General features: G+C 56.4%; 21 protein-coding genes, 1 pseudogene and 1 riboswitch (1 of these 23 running past the window's edge). Of the genes and pseudogenes, 11 read left to right on the top strand and 11 right to left on the bottom strand.

Annotated features, from left to right (window positions below; translation table 11 throughout):
* Nucleotides 1-562, bottom strand: a pseudogene (gene zraR, locus FQK12_RS08990) (sigma-54-dependent response regulator transcription factor ZraR) (it extends 777 nt beyond the left edge of the window).
* Nucleotides 559-1,947, bottom strand: a complete 1,389-nt coding sequence (gene zraS / locus FQK12_RS08985; protein ID WP_014227505.1) for a two-component system sensor histidine kinase ZraS — start codon at nt 1,945-1,947, stop codon at nt 559-561. The pseudogene zraR and the gene zraS overlap by 4 nt, the downstream one beginning before the upstream one ends.
* A 252-nt stretch (nt 1,948-2,199) precedes the next feature.
* Between zraS and zraP the strand changes: the two genes are divergently transcribed.
* Complete coding sequence (gene zraP, locus FQK12_RS08980; protein ID WP_014227504.1) at nt 2,200-2,634, top strand: zinc resistance sensor/chaperone ZraP; 435 nt, start codon at nt 2,200-2,202, stop codon at nt 2,632-2,634.
* A gap of 3 nt (nt 2,635-2,637) precedes the next feature.
* Here the strand turns inward: zraP and FQK12_RS08975 are convergent, their stop codons facing one another.
* The 6 genes from FQK12_RS08975 to nudC form a co-directional block, all read right to left on the bottom strand.
* Nucleotides 2,638-3,330 (bottom strand): DUF1481 domain-containing protein, encoded by a 693-nt coding sequence (locus FQK12_RS08975; RefSeq protein WP_004097677.1) that lies wholly within the window; start codon nt 3,328-3,330, stop codon nt 2,638-2,640.
* 12 nt (nt 3,331-3,342) lie between these two features.
* A complete protein-coding gene (hupA, locus tag FQK12_RS08970; protein WP_004097675.1) occupies nt 3,343-3,615 on the bottom strand; it encodes a nucleoid-associated protein HU-alpha in 273 nt (90 codons plus the stop codon).
* A gap of 186 nt (nt 3,616-3,801) precedes the next feature.
* Nucleotides 3,802-4,392 (bottom strand): YjaG family protein, encoded by a 591-nt coding sequence (locus FQK12_RS08965; RefSeq protein ID WP_014227503.1) that lies wholly within the window; start codon nt 4,390-4,392, stop codon nt 3,802-3,804.
* 42 nt (nt 4,393-4,434) lie between these two features.
* Complete coding sequence (gene nfi / locus FQK12_RS08960) at nt 4,435-5,106, bottom strand: deoxyribonuclease V (RefSeq protein WP_014227502.1); 672 nt, start codon at nt 5,104-5,106, stop codon at nt 4,435-4,437.
* Nucleotides 5,107-5,115: 9 nt separating this feature from the next.
* A complete protein-coding gene (gene hemE, locus FQK12_RS08955) occupies nt 5,116-6,180 on the bottom strand; it encodes a uroporphyrinogen decarboxylase (protein WP_014227501.1) in 1,065 nt (354 codons plus the stop codon).
* Nucleotides 6,181-6,346: 166 nt separating this feature from the next.
* Entirely contained in the window at nt 6,347-7,120 is a 774-nt protein-coding gene (gene nudC, locus FQK12_RS08950) for an NAD(+) diphosphatase (RefSeq protein ID WP_004097667.1), read from the bottom strand.
* A gap of 95 nt (nt 7,121-7,215) precedes the next feature.
* Here nudC and FQK12_RS08945 point away from each other — a divergent pair, with 95 nt between their 5' ends.
* The 10 genes from FQK12_RS08945 to FQK12_RS08900 all read left to right on the top strand — a co-directional run bounded on the left by FQK12_RS08945 (nt 7,216) and on the right by FQK12_RS08900 (nt 15,984).
* Complete coding sequence (locus tag FQK12_RS08945) at nt 7,216-7,713, top strand: Rsd/AlgQ family anti-sigma factor (protein ID WP_014227500.1); 498 nt, start codon at nt 7,216-7,218, stop codon at nt 7,711-7,713.
* A gap of 55 nt (nt 7,714-7,768) precedes the next feature.
* A riboswitch (TPP riboswitch) is annotated at nt 7,769-7,882 on the top strand.
* A gap of 85 nt (nt 7,883-7,967) precedes the next feature.
* Nucleotides 7,968-9,863 (top strand): phosphomethylpyrimidine synthase ThiC, encoded by a 1,896-nt coding sequence (gene thiC, locus FQK12_RS08940; protein ID WP_014227499.1) that lies wholly within the window; start codon nt 7,968-7,970, stop codon nt 9,861-9,863.
* Nucleotides 9,863-10,498, top strand: coding sequence for a thiamine phosphate synthase (gene thiE / locus FQK12_RS08935; RefSeq protein ID WP_014227498.1), 636 nt, complete (start codon nt 9,863-9,865; stop codon nt 10,496-10,498). The genes thiC and thiE overlap by 1 nt, the downstream gene beginning before the upstream one ends.
* Nucleotides 10,491-11,246: a HesA/MoeB/ThiF family protein gene (locus tag FQK12_RS08930; protein WP_014227497.1), complete on the top strand. Its 756-nt coding sequence runs from the start codon at nt 10,491-10,493 to the stop codon at nt 11,244-11,246. Before thiE ends, FQK12_RS08930 begins: the two co-directional genes overlap by 8 nt.
* Complete coding sequence (gene thiS / locus FQK12_RS08925) at nt 11,230-11,430, top strand: sulfur carrier protein ThiS (RefSeq protein WP_014227496.1); 201 nt, start codon at nt 11,230-11,232, stop codon at nt 11,428-11,430. The genes FQK12_RS08930 and thiS overlap by 17 nt, the downstream gene beginning before the upstream one ends.
* A 1-nt stretch (nt 11,431) precedes the next feature.
* Nucleotides 11,432-12,202: a thiazole synthase gene (thiG, locus tag FQK12_RS08920; protein WP_014227495.1), complete on the top strand. Its 771-nt coding sequence runs from the start codon at nt 11,432-11,434 to the stop codon at nt 12,200-12,202.
* A complete protein-coding gene (gene thiH, locus FQK12_RS08915) occupies nt 12,199-13,332 on the top strand; it encodes a 2-iminoacetate synthase ThiH (protein ID WP_014227494.1) in 1,134 nt (377 codons plus the stop codon). Before thiG ends, thiH begins: the two co-directional genes overlap by 4 nt.
* A gap of 320 nt (nt 13,333-13,652) precedes the next feature.
* Nucleotides 13,653-15,185: a sensor domain-containing diguanylate cyclase gene (locus FQK12_RS08910; RefSeq protein ID WP_014227493.1), complete on the top strand. Its 1,533-nt coding sequence runs from the start codon at nt 13,653-13,655 to the stop codon at nt 15,183-15,185.
* Nucleotides 15,186-15,357: 172 nt separating this feature from the next.
* Nucleotides 15,358-15,663, top strand: a complete 306-nt coding sequence (locus FQK12_RS08905) for a PTS sugar transporter subunit IIB (protein WP_004097653.1) — start codon at nt 15,358-15,360, stop codon at nt 15,661-15,663.
* A 3-nt stretch (nt 15,664-15,666) separates the two neighbouring features.
* Nucleotides 15,667-15,984 carry a PTS lactose/cellobiose transporter subunit IIA gene (locus tag FQK12_RS08900; RefSeq protein ID WP_004097651.1) on the top strand — a complete coding sequence of 106 codons (318 nt, stop codon included), beginning with the start codon at nt 15,667-15,669 and terminating at the stop codon, nt 15,982-15,984.
* 43 nt (nt 15,985-16,027) lie between these two features.
* Here the strand turns inward: FQK12_RS08900 and dcuB are convergent, their stop codons facing one another.
* The 3 genes from dcuB to rpoB form a co-directional block, all read right to left on the bottom strand.
* Nucleotides 16,028-17,368: an anaerobic C4-dicarboxylate transporter DcuB gene (gene dcuB / locus FQK12_RS08895; protein ID WP_004097650.1), complete on the bottom strand. Its 1,341-nt coding sequence runs from the start codon at nt 17,366-17,368 to the stop codon at nt 16,028-16,030.
* Between the two features lie 396 nt (nt 17,369-17,764).
* Entirely contained in the window at nt 17,765-21,988 is a 4,224-nt protein-coding gene (rpoC, locus tag FQK12_RS08890; RefSeq protein ID WP_014227492.1) for a DNA-directed RNA polymerase subunit beta', read from the bottom strand.
* Nucleotides 21,989-22,064: 76 nt separating this feature from the next.
* On the bottom strand, nt 22,065-24,152 hold a 2,088-nt coding region (rpoB, locus tag FQK12_RS08885; RefSeq protein ID WP_146295698.1), incomplete at its 5' end, for a DNA-directed RNA polymerase subunit beta.

Raw genomic sequence — 24,152 nt, 5'->3', positions numbered from 1 at the left:
CGCTGCTGGCGTGCAGCGCCCGCGCGACCAGCTCTTTCCCGGTGCCCGACTCGCCGTGAATTAATACCGTCGCATCGGAGGGGGCAACCAGGGCAATATTATTCAACAGCGCCCGCATCGCCGGGCTATCGCCCACCATGCCAAACTGGGCCGCGGGGGGGCTACCCGCGACGGGTGACTCGCTCAGCCGCGTATGGGCCAACGCCTCAGACAGCGTCTGCTGCAGCTTGTCAAAGTCCAGCGGCTTGATAAGGTAGTCCAGCGCACCGGATTTCAGCGCCTCCACTGCGGTATCGGCGCTGGAGTACGCGGTCATGATCAATACCGGAATCGACGGATTCCAGGTTTTGATCTCTTTCAGCGTTTCGATGCCGTCCATCTCGGCCATGCGGATATCGCAAAGCACCAGATCAAACACCGTCTGGCGCACCTGTTCCAGCGCCTGTACACCGTTGTAGGCCAGCGCAACCCGGTATCCCCAGCCCCGCAACAGCGCCTGTAAGATAGTGCAGTGGCTGATATCATCGTCCACCACCAGAATATCGATCTGCTCGCCACTCATCCTTGTTCATCCTTTTGTTGCCCGTTGACCGGCAAATAGAGAGTAAATAGCGCGCCTTCGCCGGGGGCGCTCTCGGCGTGAATCGTTCCACCGTGCTGCTCGACAATGTTCTGCACCACCGCCAGGCCCAGCCCGGTGCCGTCGGCCTTGGTCGTGAAGTACGGAGTAAAAATGGCCTGTAGCTGTTCCGCCGTCATCCCCTTGCCGCTGTCCGCAACGCTCACCTTTACTCGCCCGTCGCCGCATTCCCTCACCGCCACCGTAATCACGCCATCGCGGCCAATAGCGTGGACGGCATTGAGATAAAGGTTCAGCAGCACCTGTTTCAAACGATCCGGATCGGCCTGAATGCGGCATAGCGCGGGCTGCGCGGTGAACGCGAGCGTTATTGCCCGGCTGGCGGCATCCTGGCTAATTAGCTGAAGCGAGTGCGTAATCACGTCATTCAAATCAACCGATTGATACGTTAAATGCGCCGGACGCACCAGTTCCAGCAGCTCGCTGACGACCCTGTTCAGGCGATCGGCTTCCTTCGCCATCACCTGGGCCAGCTGATGCGCTTCGCCATCGGCTGGGGTTCGCTCGGCAAAATACTTTGCCAGCCCTTTTATAGATGACAGCGGGTTGCGGATCTCATGGGCGACGCCCGCGGCCAGATGACCAAGCGCCACCAGCTTTTCTTTACGCGCCGTCGCCTCCTGCAGCTGCTTGCGCGAACGTTGATAGCGGCGGAACCAGAACTGCGCCAGCAACGTTGCCGCCATCACTACGCCCGCCGCGCAGAGCATGATAACCATATTACGCAGGCTACGGGCATGGTCGGCATCCAGCTCGCGGGTATCAAAAGCAATAAAAATAACCTGGGGAGCCTGGGTACGTAGCCCGGCAGCTTCGCGACGCATCATCATGCGCATATGATGCCCGCCGCCGTTAAGCGGGCGAAATTGACGATAAATCTCCAGCGCCGGTTCCGGTTTTTCGAGCCGGCGCCAGCGCTCCTCGCTCCCAATATTCAGCTCACGCAGAGTGCTGGCAGGATAGAGCGACTCACCAACCCGCCGCGGGTCGCTATGGGCAATGATTTTACCGCTCTCATCCGTCACAGCGAACCACAGCACGCCAGGCTGCCAGGCCATCTCCTCCAGCAACGCCTGCAGTTGGGAATGATGCATACGCATTCCCATGCCCACCCGGGCGCCGGACTCAAGGGCGCGAATCAGCACGCTGCCTTTTTCCTGGATAGTCTGGCGCGCGGCTTCATTTTCACGGCCATAATCACGCACGATTAACGCAGAGAACAGGCACACCAGCAGCAAGATAAGGCCGGTTAACAACCAGCTCAGCCAGACGGCGACGGAATCCTTAGACAACCGCATCGCGTTCATGACAACTCCCTTTCCTCAGACACCGTATCGCTCAGCAGAAATCATGCCATTTTTCCGTCCCGTCTAACCGCTTCTCAGGCGCAAACCGGGAAGGCGATCGAGTAAAAATGACCCACAGCCTCCTTGACCGCGAGTCATTTTTACTCGCTCTCGTCCGGCTGGAAAACGCTCAATGCCCGATATCCTGCGGCCTTTCCATTCTGGCACAGAAGATGCAAATCATTGAGTAACCATAAGCCAGGAGAATAAACTATGAAACGGAACAAAAAAATGACGCTGACGCTGATTGCCCTCGCCGCGCTGACTTTCGGCAGCAGTTCAGCCTGGGCAAGGCACCACTGGAATAACGGCAGCGGAATGGGCCCCCAGGGCTACAGCCAGCTCACCGCCGATCAGCAGGCCACTGCCCGGAAGCTGCATAACGATTTCTATGAACAAACCCGCGTTTTGCGTCAGCAGCTTCAATCAAAACGCTACGAATACCATGCGCTGTTAACCGCGGATAAGCCTGATAGCGCGAAAGTCGAATCCATTGCCCAGGAGATGGAGGTTCTCGGTCAACAGCTGGCCCAGCAGCGGGTTAAGTTCGATCTCGCGTTAGCGCAGGCGGGTATTTCTCGCGGTGTGGGTATGGGACCAGGAAGCTGCGACGGAGGCCGCGGTCATATGGGGATGAGCCACTGGTAAGGCTCAGAAGCTTTTTTCGGTCGGCTGCCAGGTGCAGAAATCTTCGTTTGCCACCAGCAGCAGCTGAGAGCCTTCAGGCGCTTCCAGCCACGCCACGCTGACCTCAATGGATGAGTGATTCTGGCGTCGCTCAATATGCGCCAGCGCCTGCGTATCGAGGTCAGGCTTCACGGTCTGACCTTCACAGGTGGTCACCGTCCTGTTGGCATGCCAGCGCCCCTGGCGCAGCATAACGCGTCCCTGACGCAGAGCGTCGCTGGTCTGGCGTATTTGCTCAGCGCGATAGCGGTATAGCGCGACCTGATCGCTGGAAAGCTGCTGCTTCTGCCCATCGATTTCACGCTGCATAAAGCTGAGTTCGCCCTGCGCATCAAACCGGGCGCGAATATGTTCCGGCGGTTTACCGTAGACGTTGAGTTCAATCAGCGCGAGCTGGCCATCCTGCCAGCGGTACTCGCTGGTCGAAGTATTACCATGACGCCATGGACTGAAGGCGGCAAGGAGATGGACCTCGCCGTTAGAATCTTTGCGCCAGATACGCATCGCCCCCTGGTTATCCGCATATCCGCTGGCGGTAAACGGCGGGAGAGAGGAATCATGGCTGCAGGCAGTGAGCAGCAATACGCCTACCAGCGCCAGCGTGCGGCGCCAGGTAGACAAAAGGGGCCGACAAGCCCCTTCGATAAAACTGTACACTGCCACGCGGTCTTACTTAACTGCGTCTTTCAGAGCTTTACCAGAAACAAATGCCGGTACGTTTGCTGCGGCGATTTTGATTTCATTACCGGTCTGCGGGTTGCGGCCAGTACGCTCAGCGCGGTGGTTCACTTTGAAGGTACCGAAACCAACCAGTTGAACAGCATCACCTTCTTTCAGAGACTCGGTAATTGCAGCCAGGGTAGATTCCAGGGCAGCTTTCGCCTGTGCTTTGGACAGGTCAGCTTTGTCCGCAATTACATCAATCAGTTGAGTCTTGTTCATAAGTTATCCTTACAATGTGTTTATCGCTTGCTAAGCATCGAGTGCGACGGAAATGCCTGAAAAGCACTCTCCTGCATACACGCACCGATAGCCACGTTTTTTCGCCCCCCAAATGTAGACCAGACGGGGGGCGGAATGGATGCCTTCAGACGCTACAATTCAGGCGGTAAATCACGTTTTCTGGTCTCATTGCTGAAAATTTATACCAATATTGCTCTCACCGGCCTCGCGAAGGTCTGCACGCAGCCCTTTGATCAGTTCAATATCGCGTTCTTCACAGTCGGCCAGAAGACGGAAAATCTCCCACTGAATATCCCATTCCTGTTCGACAGCCGGGTTTTCCTTGAGCTCTTCGTCGGTCATTTCGCGACCAGCCTGGGTCATTTCCAGCATCGCAACGGTGGTGATCGAGCTCTTGCTGACTTCAATAGCATGTTCGAGCGTTTCGCCGCTCAGCCGCGAATGAATCAGCTCACTCAAGGCCACGCAGGCATCAATGGCCGGATAGACGCCGTACAGGTCGTAATCATCAGCGGCCGGAATCGCCTCTTCCAGCTTTTCCAGCTGGCTGTCGTAATTCACCTTCGCATCTTTTACCGTCAGCGTTTCCCAGATCAGATCGAGAATACGGCGATAAAGCTGGCCATCGGCGAACTCAGTTTGCTGACAGAACATGGCGTAGTTGGGGTACATCCGCTCGCACAGGCAGGCCATAAAGGTCACGTGCTGCCAGCTTTCCAGCTTCTCCAGACGCAGATGAATCGGGTTTTGTAACATGATGAAATCTCGAAGTCAGAAATTAGCCGCAGTGTACCTGAATCAATCGTGATTTGCTTGCCAACGCACAAACGCCGGACGCCGGGACGCCACGGCATCAGCCCAGCGCGTCGGCTCGGGCAGGCGGTAGCCTTTCAGACAGCGCTCCACCCACATCAGCGCGCTATCCAGGCCCACGCGGTGCCCGGTACTCACAAACAGGGGATTACAGCGCGTTTTACTGCGCAAAACCCACGCCAGCTGCTCGCCTTTATCTAACAACGGCGCCAGCGCGCCGGGCTCATCGCCCAGCGGCTCGAACTTACCGCACAGCCGTTTTTTCGCCACGCCGATAGTCGGCACATCCACCAGCAGACCAAAATGGCTGGCGACGCCGAGGCGGCGCGGGTGGGAAATACCGTGGCCATCAACAAATAAGAGATTTGGCTTCTGCGAAAGCTGCTCCCAGGCCGCCAGCAGCGCGGGGGTTTCGCGAAAGGAGAGGAATCCGGGGATATAGGGCATCGTGGTCGCGACGCGCGCGACCTGATACTCCACCAGCTCCAGGGACGGATAGCTCAGCAGCACCATCGCCGCCCGGGTCACCTCTCCCTCTTGCTCAAATCCAACATCCGCTCCGCCGATCAGCGTCAGCGGATCCTGGTCCAGCCGATCGCCTCGTTCAACCGATGCCGCCAGGCTGAGCTGCTGGGTGCGTAGCGATGACAAATCCATATTCACTCCTTAACGGTGGTATGGCGCCGACAACCGGTGCACTGCCTCCACAAATACGCCCGCATGTTCCGGGTCGACGTCCTGATGAATGCCGTGCCCGAGGTTAAAGACATGGCCTTCGCCCTGGCCAAACCCGGCAAGAATGGTCGCCACCTCTTCTTCGATGCGCGCCGGAGGGGCATACAGCATCGAGGGATCCATATTGCCCTGCAGGGCGACTTTATGGCCGACGCGACGCCGCGCATCGGCGATATCGGTCGTCCAGTCGAGTCCCAGCGCATCGCAGCCGGTTTCCGCCATCGCTTCCAGCCACTGCCCGCCGCCTTTGGTAAACAGCGTCACCGGCACGCGGCGGCCATCGTTCTCACGCAGCAGCCCATCAACGATTTTATGCATGTAATAGAGCGAGAACTGCTGATAATCCCGGCCGGTCAGCACCCCGCCCCAGGTATCAAAAATCATCACCGACTGCGCGCCCGCTTTGATTTGCGCATTCAGATACAGCGTGACGCTTTTCGCCAGCTTATCGAGCAGCGCATGCAGGGCCTGCGGCTCGGCGTACATCATCTTTTTGATCACCGTAAACGCTTTGCTGCTGCCGCCTTCCACCATGTAGGTCGCCAGCGTCCACGGGCTGCCGGAAAAGCCAATCAGCGGCACTTCTCCCTTCAGCTCACGGCGGATGGTGCGCACGGCGTTCATCACGTAGCCAAGCTCATCTTCCGGGTCGGGTACGGGTAATTTATCGACATCCGCTTTGCCGGTAATGGGTGAGGTAAAACGCGGGCCCTCCCCGGCTTCGAAATAGAGCCCCAGCCCCATCGCATCCGGGATGGTGAGAATGTCCGAGAAGAGGATAGCCGCATCCAGCTTATAGCGGCGCAGCGGCTGCAGCGTCACTTCACAGGCCAGCTCGGCGTTTTTACACAGCGACATAAAATCGCCCGCCTCGGCGCGGGTGGCCTTATATTCCGGTAAATAGCGGCCCGCCTGTCGCATCATCCATACCGGGGTGACATCAACCGGCTGGCGTAGCAGCGCGCGCAGGTAGCGATCGTTCTTCAGTTCGGTCATTTTTACATTCCTTTAGCGTTGATGCGCCAAGTTTATACACAAAATCATTCAAAGTGGATCGAGGCGGCAATTGAATGAACCCCAGGAGCTTACTCAAGTAAGTGACTGGGGTAAGTGAAAGCAGCCAACAAAGAGGCAATTTGAAGGATAAAGTGTATGTAACATGTCACTCATACTCTGCCCGACACATCGCCACGGTATCTTCAATCAGACGGCGCGCCACGGTGCCCGGCGGCGGCAAAAGCGGCAGATTGTCATAGCGATACCATCCCGCCTCCAGCAGCTCTTTCTTGTCGATGACAATCTCGCCGCTATCGTACTCGGCCATAAACGCGGTCATCAGCGATTGCGGGAACGGCCAGGGCTGAGAGGTCACGTAGCGCAGGTTTTTCACCTTAATGCCGCTCTCCTCCATCACCTCGCGGGCAACGGTCTGCTCCAGGGTTTCGCCGACTTCGACAAACCCGGCCAGCACCGTATGCACGCCGTTGCGATGGCGAGTATGCTGCGCCAGCAGGATAGAATCATCCCGACGGATGGCGACGATAATGCACGGGGCGATTTGCGGGTAGTAGCGTTCGCGGCAGTGGCTGCACAGCATTGCCCACTCGGTTTTGCTGGGGTGCATAGGATGACCGCAGTAGCCGCAGAATTTATGCGATCGGTAGAACTCCGCCAGCTGGATCCCGCGCCCCGCCAGTTGAAAAAGGCCAGCATCCTGATCGAGCACCTGACGCAGCGATCCCATCTCATGCCGGCGATCCTGGCGGACCAGCCACACCGGATCGCCCTGCCATTCTCCGATTCGCAGCGCGGGCTGCCCCGCAAGATTAAAATTTACCGCTTCGCCGTAGGGCAATTCTCCGTCGGGCAACCATAATTTCTGTTCGTGGCTGACGATCCACCAGCCGCGATCTAATTTTTCAATAATACGATCCATATCTATTGCACTACCTTTATTTTACTGGCACTTTTAACATTAAATTTACATTTTGGTGAGCAACGTATTTCTCTTAAAACCTTGCGGAGTCAACCATGTTAAACCAGCTGGAAAACCTGACGGAACGTGTTGGAGGCAGCAATAAACTGGTCGATCGCTGGCTACAAGTACGTAAGCATTTGCTTGTGGCTTACTACAACCTGGTTGGCCTGAAGCCCGGCAAAGAATCATTTATGCGGCTTAATGAGAAAGCGCTGGATGATTTTTGTCAAAGCCTGGTGGACTACCTCTCCTCCGGCCATTTTAATATTTATGAACGCTTTATCGGCGAATTGGAAGGCAATACGCCACTTTTAGCCGCCACTAAGATTTATCCACAGCTGCAGGCTAATACCCAGCAGATCATGGATTATTACGACTCCTGCCTCGAAAACGCCATCGATCACGATAACTACCTTGAGTTCCAGCAGGCGCTGTCGGACATCGGCGAAGCGCTGGAAGCGCGCTTTGCGCTGGAAGATAACCTGATCGCCCTCGCCGTCGCCCACAGCCGCAAAGACAACGTCAGCGACAATATCGCGCCGACCGCTTGAGTTGTGAGCCATTAACGCGTAGTTTACATACATTCCCCCCTCACGGAGAGGGGATGTCATCTTGTCGGAGTGCCCATTTTCCACACTGGAAAAGGCTGAGACCGTTAATTCGGGATCCGCGGAACCTGATCAGGCTAATACCTGCGAAGGGAACAAGAGTAAACTGCGTTTAGCATCAGCCTCTTCAGGGCCGATCGCATCCGTTACTCCATCCGTCGTCTGGCAAGCCATATCCTGTTTAACTGGAATGAGCTATGTCTACAACCAAACTCACGCGTCGAGAGCAACGCGAACGCGCCCAGCGCTTTATCGACACCCTGGAAGGTACCGCATTTCCCAATTCGCAGCGCATCTATATCCCCGGTTCGCAGGAAGATATTCGCGTACCGATGCGCGAAATTCAGCTGAGCCCGACGCTTATCGGCGGCAGCAAAGATAATCCTCAGTACGAAGCGAACGAAGCTATTCCGGTCTATGACACCTCCGGCCCCTATGGCGATCCGCACGTCGCGATTAACGTTCAGCAGGGTCTGGCAAAGCTGCGTCAGCCGTGGATTGATGCGCGCCGCGACTGCGAAGCACTCAGCGATCGCAGCTCGGCCTATACCAGAGAGCGGCTGGCGGATGATGGCCTCAACGAACTGCGCTTTACCGGCCTGCTCACGCCCAGGCGCGCCATCGTCGGGAAATGCGTGACGCAGCTGCACTACGCCCGTCAGGGGATTGTCACCCCGGAAATGGAGTTCATCGCCATTCGCGAGAATATGGGCCGCGAGCGTATTCGTGGCGAAGTGCTGCGCCAGCAGCATCCGGGCGTTGGGTTTGGCGCGCGGCTGCCGGAGAATATCACCCCGGAGTTTGTGCGGGCTGAAGTCGCCGCCGGGCGCGCGATTATCCCGGCCAATATTAATCATCCGGAATCCGAACCGATGATTATTGGCCGCAACTTCCTCGTGAAGGTTAACGCCAATATCGGCAACTCGGCGGTCACCTCGTCGATTGAAGAAGAGGTCGAGAAGCTGGTGTGGGCGACGCGCTGGGGAGCGGATACGGTCATGGACCTCTCCACCGGCCGCTATATTCACGAGACCCGCGAGTGGATCCTGCGCAATAGTCCGGTACCGATCGGTACGGTGCCGATCTACCAGGCGCTGGAGAAGGTCAGCGGGATCGCCGAAGATCTCACCTGGGAAGCCTTCCGCGACACGCTGCTCGAGCAGGCGGAACAGGGGGTGGACTACTTCACCATCCATGCGGGCGTGCTGCTGCGCTACGTGCCGATGACCGCCAGGCGCCTGACCGGCATCGTCTCCCGCGGCGGCTCAATCATGGCGAAATGGTGCCTGTCCCATCACAAAGAGAATTTCCTCTACCAGCATTTCCGCGAAATCTGCGAAATCTGCGCCGCCTATGACGTCTCGCTGTCATTGGGCGACGGCCTGCGTCCCGGCTCGATTCAGGATGCCAACGACGAAGCGCAGTTCGCCGAACTGCACACCCTGGGCGAACTGACCAAAATAGCCTGGGAGTATGACGTACAGGTGATGATCGAAGGCCCGGGCCACGTGCCGATGCAGATGATTCAGCGCAATATGACCGAAGAGCTGGAGCACTGCCACGAAGCGCCGTTCTACACCTTAGGGCCGCTAACCACCGATATCGCGCCGGGCTATGACCATTTCACCTCGGGAATTGGCGCCGCCATGATCGGCTGGTTCGGCTGCGCGATGCTCTGCTACGTGACGCCAAAAGAGCACCTCGGCCTGCCGAATAAAGAAGACGTTAAGCAGGGCCTGATTACCTACAAAATTGCCGCCCACGCCGCCGATCTCGCCAAAGGCCATCCCGGCGCGCAGATCCGCGATAACGCCATGTCGAAAGCGCGCTTCGAGTTCCGCTGGGAAGATCAGTTTAATCTGGCGCTCGACCCGTTCACCGCGCGCGCTTACCACGACGAAACCCTGCCGCAGGAGTCAGGCAAAGTGGCCCACTTCTGCTCCATGTGCGGCCCTAAATTCTGCTCAATGAAGATAAGCCAGGAAGTTCGCGACTACGCCGCCGCGCAGACCATCGAAGTGGGGATGGCCGATATGTCGGATAACTTCCGCGCCCGCGGCAGTGAAATCTATCTACGTAAGGAGGAAGCCTGATGTATCAACCCGATTTTCCATCCGTCCCTTTCCGTTTAGGGCTCTATCCGGTCGTCGATAGCGTCACGTGGATCGAACGCCTGCTGGCCGCGGGCGTTCGCACTCTCCAGCTGCGCATCAAGGATAAACGCGATAGTGAGGTTGAAGAGCATGTCGTTGCCGCTATCGCTCTGGGACGCAAATACCATGCGCGGCTGTTTATTAACGATTACTGGCGCCTGGCCATCAAACATCAGGCTTACGGCGTGCATTTAGGCCAGGAGGATCTGGAAACGACCGACCTCAGCGCCATCCGCAACGCCGGGCTACGCCTTGGCGTTTCGACGCATGACGATATGGAAATTGATATCGCGCTGGCGGCGCGTCCCTCTTACATCGCGCTTGGGCACGTTTTTCCAACGCAAACCAAGCAGATGCCTTCCGCCCCTCAGGGGCTGGATCAGCTGGCGCAGCATATTCAGCGACTCGGGGATTATCCAACCGTGGCGATTGGCGGCATCAGCCTTGAGCGCGCCCCGGCGGTACTGGCGACCGGCGTCGGCAGCGTTGCGGTGGTCAGCGCCATTACTCAGGCGGCCGACTGGCGACAGGCAACGGTCCGGCTGCTCGAGATAGCGGGAGCCGGTGATGAATGACAGCGATTTTATGCGCTATAGCCGCCAGCTGCTGCTGGAGGATATCGCCATTGAAGGCCAGCAAAAGCTGCTGGCCAGCCGGGTGTTGATCGTGGGCCTCGGCGGGCTGGGCTCTCCCGCCGCGCTCTATCTTGCCGGAGCTGGCGTCGGCACGCTGGTGCTGGTCGACGACGACGACGTGCACGTCAGTAATCTGCAGCGACAAATTTTGTTCACCAGCGAGGATATCGCTCAGCCTAAAACCACGGCCGCCAGGGCCCGGTTGGCTCAGTTAAATCCGCAGATTGAACTGATTGCGCTGAAGCAGCGGTTAGGCGGAAAGGCCCTGCGGGATGAAGTGGCGAAGGCCGATGTGGTACTGGATTGCACCGATAACATGGCGACTCGTCAGGCGATCAACGCCGCCTGCGTCGCGCTTAAAACGCCGCTGATTACCGCCAGTGCCGTCGGGCTTGGGGGGCAGCTGATGGTACTGACGCCGCCGTGGGAGCAGGGCTGCTATCGCTGTCTGTGGCCGGACGCTAACGAGCCTGAGCGCAACTGCCGTACGGCGGGCATTATCGGTCCGGTGGTTGGCATGATGGGTACCCTACAGGCGCTGGAGGCCATCAAGCTGCTCGCCGGCATGATGGCCCCGCGGAACACGCTGCGCCTGTTCGATGCCCGAACCAGCAGCTGGCGCACTCTCGCGCTCCAGCGGGCTCAGGGCTGTCCGGTATGCGGAGGGCAGCATGCGGATATGGTTTAACGATGAACCGTTGCAGTGCGCCGAAGCGACCTCCGTCGCCGATCTGCTCACGCAGCTGGAACAGCAGCAGCCGGGCGTCGCGCTGGCGCTCAATCAACGCATCCTGCCGCATGAACAGTGGCAAGATCATCTCTTACAGGAAGGCGATCAAATCCTGCTTTTTCAGGTTATCGCTGGAGGCTGACATGTTACGTATTGCGGATAAAACCTTTGAGTCACATCTTTTCACCGGCACCGGTAAATTCGCCGCCCCCGACGTCATGGTGGAGGCCATTCGCGCCTCCGGCAGCCAGCTGGTGACGCTGGCGATGAAGCGCGTCGATCTCCGTCAGCATAATGACGCGATCCTCGCGCCGCTGCTGGCGGCCGGCGTTAGCCTGCTGCCCAACACCTCCGGCGCCAAAACGGCGGAAGAGGCGGTATTTGCCGCCCGCCTGGCGCGGGAGGCGCTGGGCACCCACTGGCTGAAGCTGGAAATTCATCCGGACGCCCGCTGGCTGCTCCCCGATCCGATCGAAACGCTGAAAGCGGCGGAGATTCTGGTACGGGAAGGCTTCGTGGTGCTGCCCTACTGCGGCGCCGACCCGGTGCTGTGCAAGCGCCTTGAAGAAGCGGGCTGCGCGGCGGTGATGCCGCTCGGCGCGCCCATCGGCTCCAATCAGGGACTGGAAACCAAAGCAATGCTGGAGATTATTATCGCGCAGGCCACGGTGCCGGTAGTCGTTGACGCGGGTATTGGCGTGCCGAGTCACGCGGCGCAGGCGCTGGAAATGGGCGCTGACGCGGTACTGGTGAATACCGCCATCGCCGTTGCCGACGATCCGGTAACCATGGCGCGGGCCTTCCGTTTAGCAATCGATGCCGGCTTGCTGGCCCGACAGGCAGGCCCGGGCGCGCGCAGCGCGCAGGCGCAGGCCACCAGCCCGCTGACCGGCTTTCTGGAGGCGCGGATATGAACACCTTCACTGACCGTTGGCGGCAGCTGGACTGGGACGATATTCGCCTGCGAATCAACGGGAAAACTCCCGCCGACGTTGAACGCGCCCTGGCGGCCAAACAGCTCAGCCGCGACGATATGATGGCCCTGCTCTCCCCCGCCGCCGCGGACTATCTGGAGCCTCTGGCCCAGCGCGCTCAGCGCCTGACTCGCCAGCGTTTTGGTAATACCGTCAGCTTTTATGTCCCGCTGTATCTCTCTAATCTCTGCGCCAACGACTGTACCTACTGCGGTTTCTCAATGAGTAACCGCATCAAGCGCAAGACTCTGGATGAGGCGGAAATAGCCCGTGAATGCGCGGCGATCCGCGAAATGGGCTTTGAGCATCTGCTGCTGGTGACCGGCGAACATCAGGGCAAGGTCGGCATGGACTACTTTCGTCAACATCTGCCCGCGATTCGCCGCCAGTTCGCCTCGCTGCATATGGAGGTCCAGCCGCTGGCGATGGAAGAGTACGCCGAGCTGAAAACCCTCGGTCTGGACGGGGTGATGGTCTATCAGGAGACCTATCATGAAAGCATGTATGCGAAACACCATCTGAAAGGGAAAAAGCAGGACTTCTTCTGGCGGCTGGATACGCCGGACAGGCTTGGGCAGGCGGGGATTGATAAAATTGGCCTTGGCGCACTTATTGGCCTTTCCGACAGCTGGCGGGTGGACTGCTTTATGGTGGCGGAGCATCTGCTGTGGCTCCAGCAGCATTACTGGCGCAGCCGCTACTCCATCTCCTTCCCACGACTGCGGCCTTGCGCGGGAGGTATCGAGCCCGCCTCATTAATGGATGAACGGCAGCTGGTGCAAACTATTTGCGCTTTCCGCCTGCTGGCTCCGGAAGTGGAACTCTCGCTCTCCACCCGCGAATCCCCCTGGTTCCGCGATCGGGTGATCCCGCTGGCCATCAACAACGTCAGCGCCTTTTCGAAAACCCAGCCCGGCGGGTATGCCGATAACCATCCGGAGCTGGAGCAGTTCGCGCCTCACGATGACCGCCGCCCGGAAGAGGTCGCCAGCGCGCTGGTGGCCAGCGGTCTACAGCCGGTATGGAAGGATTGGGACAGCTGGCTGGGACGCGCCTCCCAATCGTCATGATAACGAATGTAATTTCTTAAACGTTCTTCATGCACGATCTTAATAAGAGAAACGGGAGATTGTGGCCCTGTTCCCGTTTCTCTATTCTGCCCCTGTCAGCAGCGGACGCTGACCAGGGCGAATATTCACTCTTCCTCCTTTTCGCCCTGCTCCCGCCTCTTTGTGGCAACGGTAATGCCATCAATATCGAATATTAATCAGTCCATATCACAACGTCAGCGTTATAATTACCGGAGTTTTATCTGATTCGCTCAGCAGGCATGCTGGCTAAACCTGCGTCTCCACCCACGGTTTAACGCTTCTGGAACGATTTACGACTCATGGCTCGTCATAATAGAAAGCTCTCTTTCACCACGCCGATTATCATCGGATTTGCAGGTATTTTATTCAGCTTCTTGCTGATAGCGGTGTTTGCCACGACGACGCAGAGGAATGATTTTCTCGAAGATTATCATCATATTAATCGCAATTTTACCCACAATATGGCGACCAACTACACGGAGACGCTGCTGCAGGGCAACGACTTTATCCTCACCCGTGCCGCCACCTTCTTTGCCCGCAACGATGCGCTGAATGAGGCGGTTAACGTCAATCCGGAAAAAGGGTTGATGCAGCTTATGCAGTTGCAAAATATGATGCAGACCGTTTCGTCCATCTCGCTGGCGGATACCAATGGGCACTATCTGCGCGCGCCCGAGGTTCTGGAAACCGAAGACAGCCAGTCCTTCGATGCCAAAACAAGGCCGTGGTTTATTAAGCAAGCGGAAGCCAGTACCTTCAGTCGGTATACCAGCCCGTACAACGACTACTTCACGCATCACCCGACGATTACCGTCTACAAACCCATAATTTCTCCAGAGGGACGGCTAAAGGGCAGTCTCGCGTTTCATCTCGATCTCACCTCAATGGGCTACGCGTTACGGCAGATGGTTGCACCCGTCCAGGGGGAGTTTTTTGTGGTGCAACGCGATGGTAAAGTCGTTCTCCATCCCGATCCCGGCGCTTTGTTTAAACCCTACGTCAGTGAAGCCTTGATGGACAGAATGACCAGCGGCGAAGGCCAGCTGTACGACACCAATACGGACACCTGGTACTATTACTACTCCTTTACCAACCCCGACTGGTTTGTTATTTATCGGGTCGATAACTCGACGCTGGTCAACTTAACGCGCCATGAAACGGATATCGTCGCCTGGAGCTTTGCCCTGGCCGCGATCGTTATCGTGCTGTTTGGACTGTATCTGCGCCATGCTTCGCGTACGGTGTTGATGAACATCATCAATGCGATTAAAACCGGGGATGTTCAGCGCGCCCCGCGGCTGGAAGCGATGCTCAGCAAAGCCATCGAGAGCAATAAGCAGCGCGAGTTAACCTACGTTCGCCAGGCGACCATCGACGCGCTAACCGGCTGCAAGAACCGCCGCGCCTTTGACAGCGATATCGCCGCGCTGATGAACGATCATCAGCCCTTTTCTCTTGCGCTGGTTGATATTGATAACTTCAAAACGATAAACGACACCTGGGGTCACCTCAACGGCGATATCGTGCTGCGCAATGTCGCCCGGGAAGGGCTGCAAATCCTCCAGCCCCGGCAAATTTCGCTTTACCGCTACGGCGGCGAAGAGTTTGCGGCGATCTTTACCACCGGACATAGCGATGACGCCCTGATGCTGCTTGAGAGCTGGCGGGCCCGCGTCGCGCAGCGCTCCTGGCGTGAAGAAGGATTGACGGTCACCTTCAGCGCAGGTCTCGGCGAATGGAATATGGAGCCCCTGGAGCAGCTTGTCGTGCGCGTTGATGAAGCGCTGTATAAAGCCAAGCAGCTGGGCAAGAATCGCATCGTCCGCGCTTAACAGAGCCCACCGTTTCAGGCCTGTCGGACGCGGCTTTTAGCGTTTTCGCCCCAAAAACCGAAACCGGTTTCATTATTTTGTGATGACTTACACACAATCACCGTAAAGCGGTTGTCCCGCCCGCCTGCCCGCGATAAAGATGGTACATCAAGGAACATAAGGGCCAACAATTATGAAGAATATCGTTTTATGCTGTGCCGCAGGAATGTCCACCAGCATGCTGGTTCAACGTATGCAGGCCGCTGCGCAACAAAAAGGCGTGGAAGTCTCCATCAAAGCCGTACCGGTTGCCGAGTTTAAAGATAATCTTGCCGCTGCCGATATTATCCTGCTCGGCCCTCAGGTGAAGTACGAGCAGGCCAAGCTACAGGCAATGGCCGACCCGTTTGGTAAAAAAGTCGCCGTCATCGATATGATGGATTACGGCATGATGAAAGGCGATGCCGTGCTTGATAAAGCCCTGAAGCTGATGGAGTAAGAGATGGAAGATTTAGAAACGATCATCATGGAGCTGCTGGTTAACGCCGGTTCTGCGCGCAGCTCGGCGTTAACCGCTCTGCAGCTGGCGCGTAAAGGCGATTTTGCTGCGGCCGAACAGGCAATGGCGGAATCCCATGAATTCGTCAAGCATGCGCATAAAATCCAGACCCAGCTGATTGGCATGGATGAAGGCAGCGGCAAGCTTCCGGTTAACCTGATTACCGTACACTCTCAGGACCACCTGATGAACGCGATGGTCATTCAGGATCTGGCTACCGACATGATTGAGCTCTATCGCCGAATTCCGCTCGCACAATAACGTCAACGACTTAACAGGCGCCGCTACCGGCGCCCGTATCCTCTTAAAGAAATCCGTACATCGCTGCAAATACCCAGCCAAAGACGCATGAGACGCTGACGCCAATGAGCCCTGGCAGAATAAAGCTATGGTTAATAACAAAGCGGCCGATATGCGTAGTACCTGAGCGGTCGAACTGAATCGCCGCCAGATCGCTTGGGTAGGTCGGCAGAATGTAATAGCCGTAGCAGGCGGGCGCGGAAGCGACGATGTAGGCCGGATCGACGCCAATCGCCAACGCCACCGGGACGATCGCCGCCAGCGCAGCCGCCTGGGAGTTAACAAACTTCGATACCAGCAGCAGAACGATAGCGTAGGCCCACGGGTACTCCTTCACCATCTCCCCGAGCACGCCTTTAATCTCGGTCATGTGCGCGCCGAACATCGTTTCCGCCATCCACGCGATGCCGTACACGGCAACGATAGCGATCATCCCGGAACGGAACACCTCATTTTTGGAGATCGAAGCCGGATTCGTTTTCGTAATGATGATGATGAGCGCCCCGGAGAGCAGCATAAACATCTGGATCACCAGCACCATCGACAGCGGCTTACCGTCGAATGCCGGACGCAGTTCGGAGAAGGCGCCGAGCAGGGCGACAACCGCGATTGAGGCCAGAAAAATCCACATCGCAATCCAGTTGCTGGTCGGAAGCTTTCTATCCAGCAGCGTGGCCGTGTCCCCGTACACGTAGTGACGGTTTTCCGGTACCGCAATAAAGGCCTGGAAAGTTTCGTCTTTATCGAGGTCTTTGCCGCGAAACCAGCTGAAGATACCAATGGCCAGAATCCCCAGCAGCGTGGACGGAATGGTTATCGCCAGCAGGTCGAGAAATTCAAGGTGCTTGCCGTTAAAGGTAAAGTTGCCAAGCATTGCCACCAGCGAGACGACCGCCACGGAAACCGGGCTGGCGATAATCCCCATCTGTGCGCCGATCGAGCTGGCGGCCATGGGTCGCTCCGGACGGATGTTATTTTTGATGGCGACATCATAAATAATCGGCAGAATGGTATATACCACGTGCCCCGTGCCGCAAAGAATCGTCAGCGTACAGGTGACGAATGGCGCGACGATCGAGACATATTTCGGGTTTCGCCGCAGGAGTTTCTCGGCAATCTGCAGCATCACGTCTAGACCACCGGAAGCCTGCAGCGTCGCCGATGCCGCCACGACGGCGATAATAACCAGCATGACATCGACGGGCGGTTTTCCAGGCTTCAGGTGAAAAACAAAGACCAGGATAACTAGCCCAATACCGCCTAAAAGACCGAGCGCAATGCCGCCCTTTCTCGCACCATAGAACAAACAAATTAAGATAATGATAAGTTGTATAGCAAATTCCATACATCCCCCAGAAGCTATCCATTAAATAACGACAATACTCTCCGCTTTGTTTTTATTAGTTCACCTCCTCCATCGCCTTTTAACAGGCGTAACAATCCCCTCGGCTGCGGTAAACCGAAAAGAACCGGGAAAGTAATCACATGATTATTTTAGTTTTTTGACTATATAGCGTTTGCGGTGCTTATTTTTTGACACGCGTAGAATTTTCACCCTTTCATTGAAGATGAAAAACAGTCATGGAAATAAATCATTATAGGAGTGGTTTATATTTGCTAATTAATTGCAGCTATTACATCAATAAAATGTAATAAAAAAGTAGACGGAATAAACTGGCAAGCAATAAAAAAGCCAGTCAGGTGACCTGACTGGCTTTTTGAGCGTTTAGCGAATCAACGATTAATCGTTGTCAGAACCGCCCAGACCCGCGTTCAGCAGTTCTGCCAGGTTAGCAGAAGCTTCTTCCACGCTGACCTGCGGCGCTGCTGGCAGTTCGCCCGCTGCGCGACGGCGCATACGATCCTGGTGGTACGCATAACCGGTACCGGCCGGGATCAGACGACCCACGATAACGTTCTCTTTCAGGCCACGCAGTTCGTCGCGTTTACCCGCAACGGCTGCTTCGGTCAGGACACGGGTGGTCTCCTGGAACGATGCGGCAGAGATGAACGATTCGGTTGCCAGGGACGCTTTGGTGATACCCAGCAGATCGCGGGAGAATGTTGCACCCACTTTGCCGTTCGCTTCCAGATCGCGGTTAGCAATCTTAACGCGAGAGTATTCAACCTGTTCGCCTTCCAGGAAGTCGGAGCTACCGGCGCTTTCGATGGTCGCTTTACGCAGCATCTGACGAACGATAACTTCGATGTGCTTATCGTTAATCTTAACGCCCTGCAGACGGTATACGTCCTGAACTTCGTTAACGATGTAACGAGTCACAGCATGCACGCCACGCAGACGCAGAATGTCGTGCGGCGCTTCCGGACCGTCGGAAACCACGTCACCACGTTCTACGCGTTCACCTTCGAACACGTTGAGCTGACGCCACTTAGGAATCATCTCTTCGTACGGATCGCTACCGTCTACCGGGGTGATAACCAGACGACGTTTCCCTTTGGTTTCTTTACCGAAGGAAATGATGCCGCTGATTTCAGCCAGGATTGCCGGCTCTTTCGGACGACGCGCTTCGAACAGGTCGGCAACGCGCGGCAGACCACCGGTGATGTCCTTGGTACCGCCGGATTCCTGCGGTACACGCGCCAGGGTGTCACCAGAGCTGATCTGGACGCCATCTTCCAGCTGAACAATCGCTTTACCCGGCAGGAAGTACTGCGCAGGCATGTCGGTACCCGGGATCAGAACGTCATTGCCCTGAGCATCAACGATTTTCAGCGCCGGACGCAGATCTTTACCGCCAGTGGTACGCTCTGCAGAATCCAGAACCACCAGAGAAGACAGACCGGTCAGCTCGTCGGTCTGACGAGTAATGGTCTGGCCGTCAATCATGTCAGTGAAGCGGACAAAACCACTCACTTCGGTGATAACCGGCATGGTGTGCGGATCCCAGTTTGCTACGGTTTCACCGCCGGCAACCTGCTCGCCATCACCTTTCGCCATAACGGAGCCGTAAGGCACTTTATAGCTCTCTTTGGTACGACCGAATTCGTCGATCAGTTTCAGCTCGGTATTACGGGAAGTAATAACCAGCTTACCGCTGGAGTTCACAACCGACTTCGCGTTGCTCAGACGGATGCTACCTTTGTTTTTCACCTGGATGCTGGACTCAGCAGCCGCACGAGATGCCGCACCACCGATGTGGAACGTACGCATCGTCAGCTGTGTACCCGGCTCACCGATGGACTGTGCTGCGATAACGCCGATAGCCTCACCTTTGTTGATGATGTGGCCACGCGCCAGGTCACGACCGTAGCAGTGCGCACATACACCAAAGTCGGTGTCACAGGATACAACGGAACGCACTTTGACGGAGTCAACGGAGTTCTCTTCCAGCAGATCGCACCAGTGCTCGTGCAGCAGCGTGTTGCGTGGAACCAGAATGTCCGCCGTACCCGGCTTCAGAACGTCTTCAGCGGTCACACGACCCAGTACGCGATCGCGCAGCGGCTCTTTAACATCGCCACCCTCGATAACCGGGGTCATGGTGATGCCTTCCAGGGTGCCACAGTCGTCTTCAGTCACGACCAGGTCCTGCGCAACGTCAACCAGACGACGAGTCAGGTAACCGGAGTTCGCCGTTTTCAGTGCGGTATCCGCCAGACCTTTACGCGCACCGTGCGTGGAGATGAAGTACTGGAGTACGTTCAGACCTTCACGGAAGTTCGCGGTGATTGGCGTTTCGATGATGGAGCCATCCGGCTTCGCCATCAGACCACGCATACCGGCAAGCTGACGAATCTGTGCAGCAGAACCACGCGCACCGGAGTCGGCCATCATGTAAATGCTGTTGAAGGAGACCTGCTGCTCTTCTTCGCCGTTACGGTTAATAACGGTTTCAGTTTGCAGGTTGTCCATCATCGCTTTGGATACACGATCGTTCGCCGCGGCCCAGATATCGATAACTTTGTTGTAGCGTTCGCCAGCGGTAACCAGACCCGACTGGAACTGCTCCTGAATCTCAGCAACTTCCGCTTCCGCTTCGCTGATGATCTCGTATTTTTTCTCCGGGATGACCATGTCATCGATACCAACGGATGCACCTGAGCGCGCTGCATAAGCAAAGCCGGTGTACATCGTCTGGTCCGCAAAAATAACGGTCGGTTTCAGGCCCAGAATACGGTAGCAGGTGTTCAGCATTTTGGAGATCGCTTTCTTACCCAGCGCCTGGTTGACGATGGAGAAAGGCAGACCTTTCGGTACGATCATCCACAGAATGGCACGGCCGATAGTCGTGTCTTTCAGGCTGGTTTTCGCAACGAATTCGCCGTTAGCATCTTTTTCGTATTCAGTGATACGCACTTTAACGCGCGCATGCAGAGAGGCCAGGCCAGCGCGATAAATACGCTCAGCTTCTTTCGGGCCAGTCAGCACCATGCCTTCGCCTTTGGCGTTAACACAGTCACGGGTCATGTAGTACAGACCCAGTACAACGTCCTGAGACGGAACGATGATTGGTTCGCCGTTCGCCGGAGACAGGATGTTGTTGGTAGACATCATCAGCGCACGCGCTTCGAGCTGGGCTTCCAGCGTCAGCGGTACGTGAACAGCCATCTGGTCACCATCGAAGTCGGCGTTGTATGCCGCACAAACCAGCGGGTGCAGCTGAATAGCTTTACCTTCGATCAGGACTGGCTCAAATGCCTGGATACCCAGACGGTGCAGGGTTGGTGCACGGTTCAGCAGTACCGGGTGTTCGCGGATCACTTCGTCCAGGATATCCCAAACGACAGCTTCTTCACGCTCAACCATTTTCTTAGCGGCTTTGATGGTGGTGGCGAGGCCACGCAGTTCCAGCTTGCCGTAGATGAACGGTTTGAACAGCTCCAGCGCCATTTTCTTCGGCAGACCGCACTGATGCAGACGCAGGTATGGACCTACGGTGATTACAGAACGACCGGAGTAGTCAACGCGCTTACCGAGCAGGTTCTGACGGAAACGACCCTGCTTACCTTTGATCATATCGGCCAAAGATTTCAGAGGACGTTTGTTAGAACCGGTGATCGCACGACCGCGACGACCGTTATCCAGCAGGGCGTCGACCGCTTCCTGCAGCATACGTTTTTCGTTGCGTACGATGATGTCCGGCGCAGCCAGATCCAGCAGACGTTTCAGACGGTTGTTACGGTTAATGACGCGACGATACAGATCGTTCAGGTCAGAAGTCGCGAAACGACCGCCATCCAGCGGAACCAGCGGACGCAGATCTGGCGGCAGAACCGGCAGAACGGTCAGGATCATCCACTCCGGCTTGTTGCCAGACTGGACGAACGCTTCCAGCAGTTTGATACGCTTGGTCAGCTTCTTACGCTTGGTTTCGGAGTTGGTTTCGTTCAGCTCTTCGCGCAGAGTTTCACACTCTTGCTCCAGATCCATGCTCTTCAGCAGGGCCTGGATAGCTTCCGCACCCATCTTCGCGTCAAATTCGTCACCGAACTCTTCCAGCGCGTCCAGATACTGTTCTTCAGTCAGGATCTGCTGGCGTTCCAGGTTGGTCATACCGCCTTCGATAACCACATAGGATTCGAAGTACAGCACGCGTTCGATATCGCGCAGCGGCATATCGAGCAGCAGGCCGATACGGGACGGCAGAGACTTCAGGAACCAGATGTGGGCGGTCGGAGACGCCAGCTCGATGTGGCCCATACGCTCACGGCGCACTTTAGTCTGGGTCACTTCAACGCCGCACTTCTCACAGATCACACCGCGGTGTTTCAGGCGCTTGTACTTACCGCACAGGCACTCGTAGTCTTTTACTGGCCCGAAAATACGCGCACAGAAAAGGCCGTCACGCTCAGGTTTGAACGTACGGTAGTTAATGGTTTCCGGCTTTTTAACTTCACCAAAAGACCATGAACGGATCATGTCTGGCGATGCCAGAGCAATTTTGATCGCATCAAACTCTTCGGTTTTAGTTTGCGCTTTCAGAAACTTTAATAAGTCTTTCACGGATTTGCTCCCGTCGGAGTTAGCACAATCTGGCGCCGGGTCTTACCCCGGCACCAGTGACCTGTTTGAGCGAGAGTTACTCGTCTTCCAGTTCGATGTTGATGCCCAGCGAGCGAATCTCTTTCAACAGTACGTTGAAGGATTCCGGCATGCCCGGTTCCATCTGATGGTTGCCGTCCACGATGTTCTTATACATCTTAGTACGGCCGTTCACGTCATCAGACTTAACGGTGAGCATTTCCTGCAGGGTGTATGCTGCGCCATATGCTTCCAGCGCCCACACTTCCATCTCCCCGAAGCGCTGACCACCGAACTGCGCCTTACCACCCAGCGGCTGCTGAGTAACCAGGCTGTAAGAACCGGTAGAACGCGCATGCATCTTGTCATCAACCAGGTGGTTCAGTTTCAGCATGTACATGTAGCCAACGGTAACCTGGCGCTCGAATTGCTCACCGGTACGACCGTCGAACAGGGTGATCTGGCCGGAAGTCGGCAGGCCACCAAGCTGTAACAGTTCCTTGATTTCAGACTCTTTCGCACCGTCGAAGACCGGCGTTGCGATCGGCATACCTTTTTTCAGGTTTTCAGCGAGACGCATAACTTCTTCGTCAGTGAAGGTATTCAGATCAACCTTCTGACGCACGTCGGTGCCCAGATCGTAGGCACGCTGGATGAATTCGCGCAGTTTGGCGACTTCCTGCTGCTGTTTCAGCATGGCGTTGATTTTCTCGCCAATACCTTTCGCAGCCATACCCAGGTGAGTTTCCAGGATCTGACCGATGTTCATACGAGACGGTACGCCCAGCGGGTTCAGTACGATGTCAACCGGCGTGCCGTTTTCATCGTAAGGCATATCTTCGATCGGGTTGATCTTAGAGATAACACCCTTGTTACCGTGACGGCCTGCCATTTTGTCACCAGGCTGAATCTGACGTTTAACGGCCAGATACACTTTGACAATCTTCAGCACGCCCGGTGCCAGATCGTCGCCCTGAGTGATTTTGCGGCGTTTCGCTTCGAGTTTTTTCTCGAACTCGTGTTTCAGTTCGTCGTACTGCTCAGCCAGCTGTTCCAGCTGATTCTGTTTCTCTTCGTCGGTCAGGCCAAGTTCCAGCCAGCGATCGCGCGGCAGCTTATCGAGCTTCTCAGCTTCGATACCGCCGGAGACCAGCACCGCGTAGATACGACCAAACAGGCCAGCTTCGAGGATCTGCAGTTCTTCAGACAGGTCTTTCTTCGCCTGTTTGAGCTGCATCTCTTCGATTTCCAGCGCACGTTTGTCTTTTTCTACGCCGTCGCGGGTAAAGACCTGAACGTCGATAATGGTACCGGAGACACCGTTTGGTACGCGCAGGGAAGAGTCTTTAACGTCAGACGCTTTCTCACCGAAGATCGCACGCAGCAGTTTCTCTTCCGGCGTCAGCTGGGTTTCACCTTTCGGCGTTACCTTACCAACCAGAATATCGCCACCGGTCACTTCCGCGCCGATATAAACGATACCGGATTCATCCAGTTTAGAGAGCGCAGCTTCACCCACGTTCGGGATGTCGGCGGTGATCTCTTCCGGCCCCAGCTTGGTGTCACGAGACACGCACGCCAGTTCCTGAATGTGGATGGTGGTAAAACGGTCTTCCTGGACAACACGCTCGGAAACGAGGATGGAGTCTTCGAAGTTGTAACCGTTCCACGGCATGAACGCGACGCGCATGTTCTGGCCGAGCGCCAGTTCACCGAGGTCGGTAGACGGGCCGTCAGCCAGCACGTCACCGCGCTCAATCGGCTCACCCAGAGAGACACACGGCATCTGGTTGATGCAGGTGTTCTGGTTAGAACGGGTGTACTTGGTCAGGTTATAGATGTCGATACCTGCTTCGCCCGGGTACATCTCGTCTTCGTTAACTTTGATAACGATACGGGAAGCATCCACGTACTGAACGGTACCGCCACGTTTAGCGACCGCAGTTACACCGGAGTCAACGGCAACAGCACGTTCCATACCGGTACCAACCAGCGGCTTATCAGCGCGCAGAGTCGGAACGGCCTGACGTTGCATGTTCGCACCCATCAATGCACGGTTGGCGTCATCGTGTTCCAGGAACGGGATCAGGGACGCACCGACGGATACCACCTGCTGGGTGGATACGTCCATGTAGTCAACCTGGTC

Origin of the sequence: Klebsiella sp. ME-303 (assembly GCF_007910085.1) — a bacterium.
Lineage (GTDB): Bacteria > Pseudomonadota > Gammaproteobacteria > Enterobacterales > Enterobacteriaceae > Klebsiella > Klebsiella michiganensis.
This window is presented reverse-complemented; position numbering and strand designations above follow the sequence as displayed.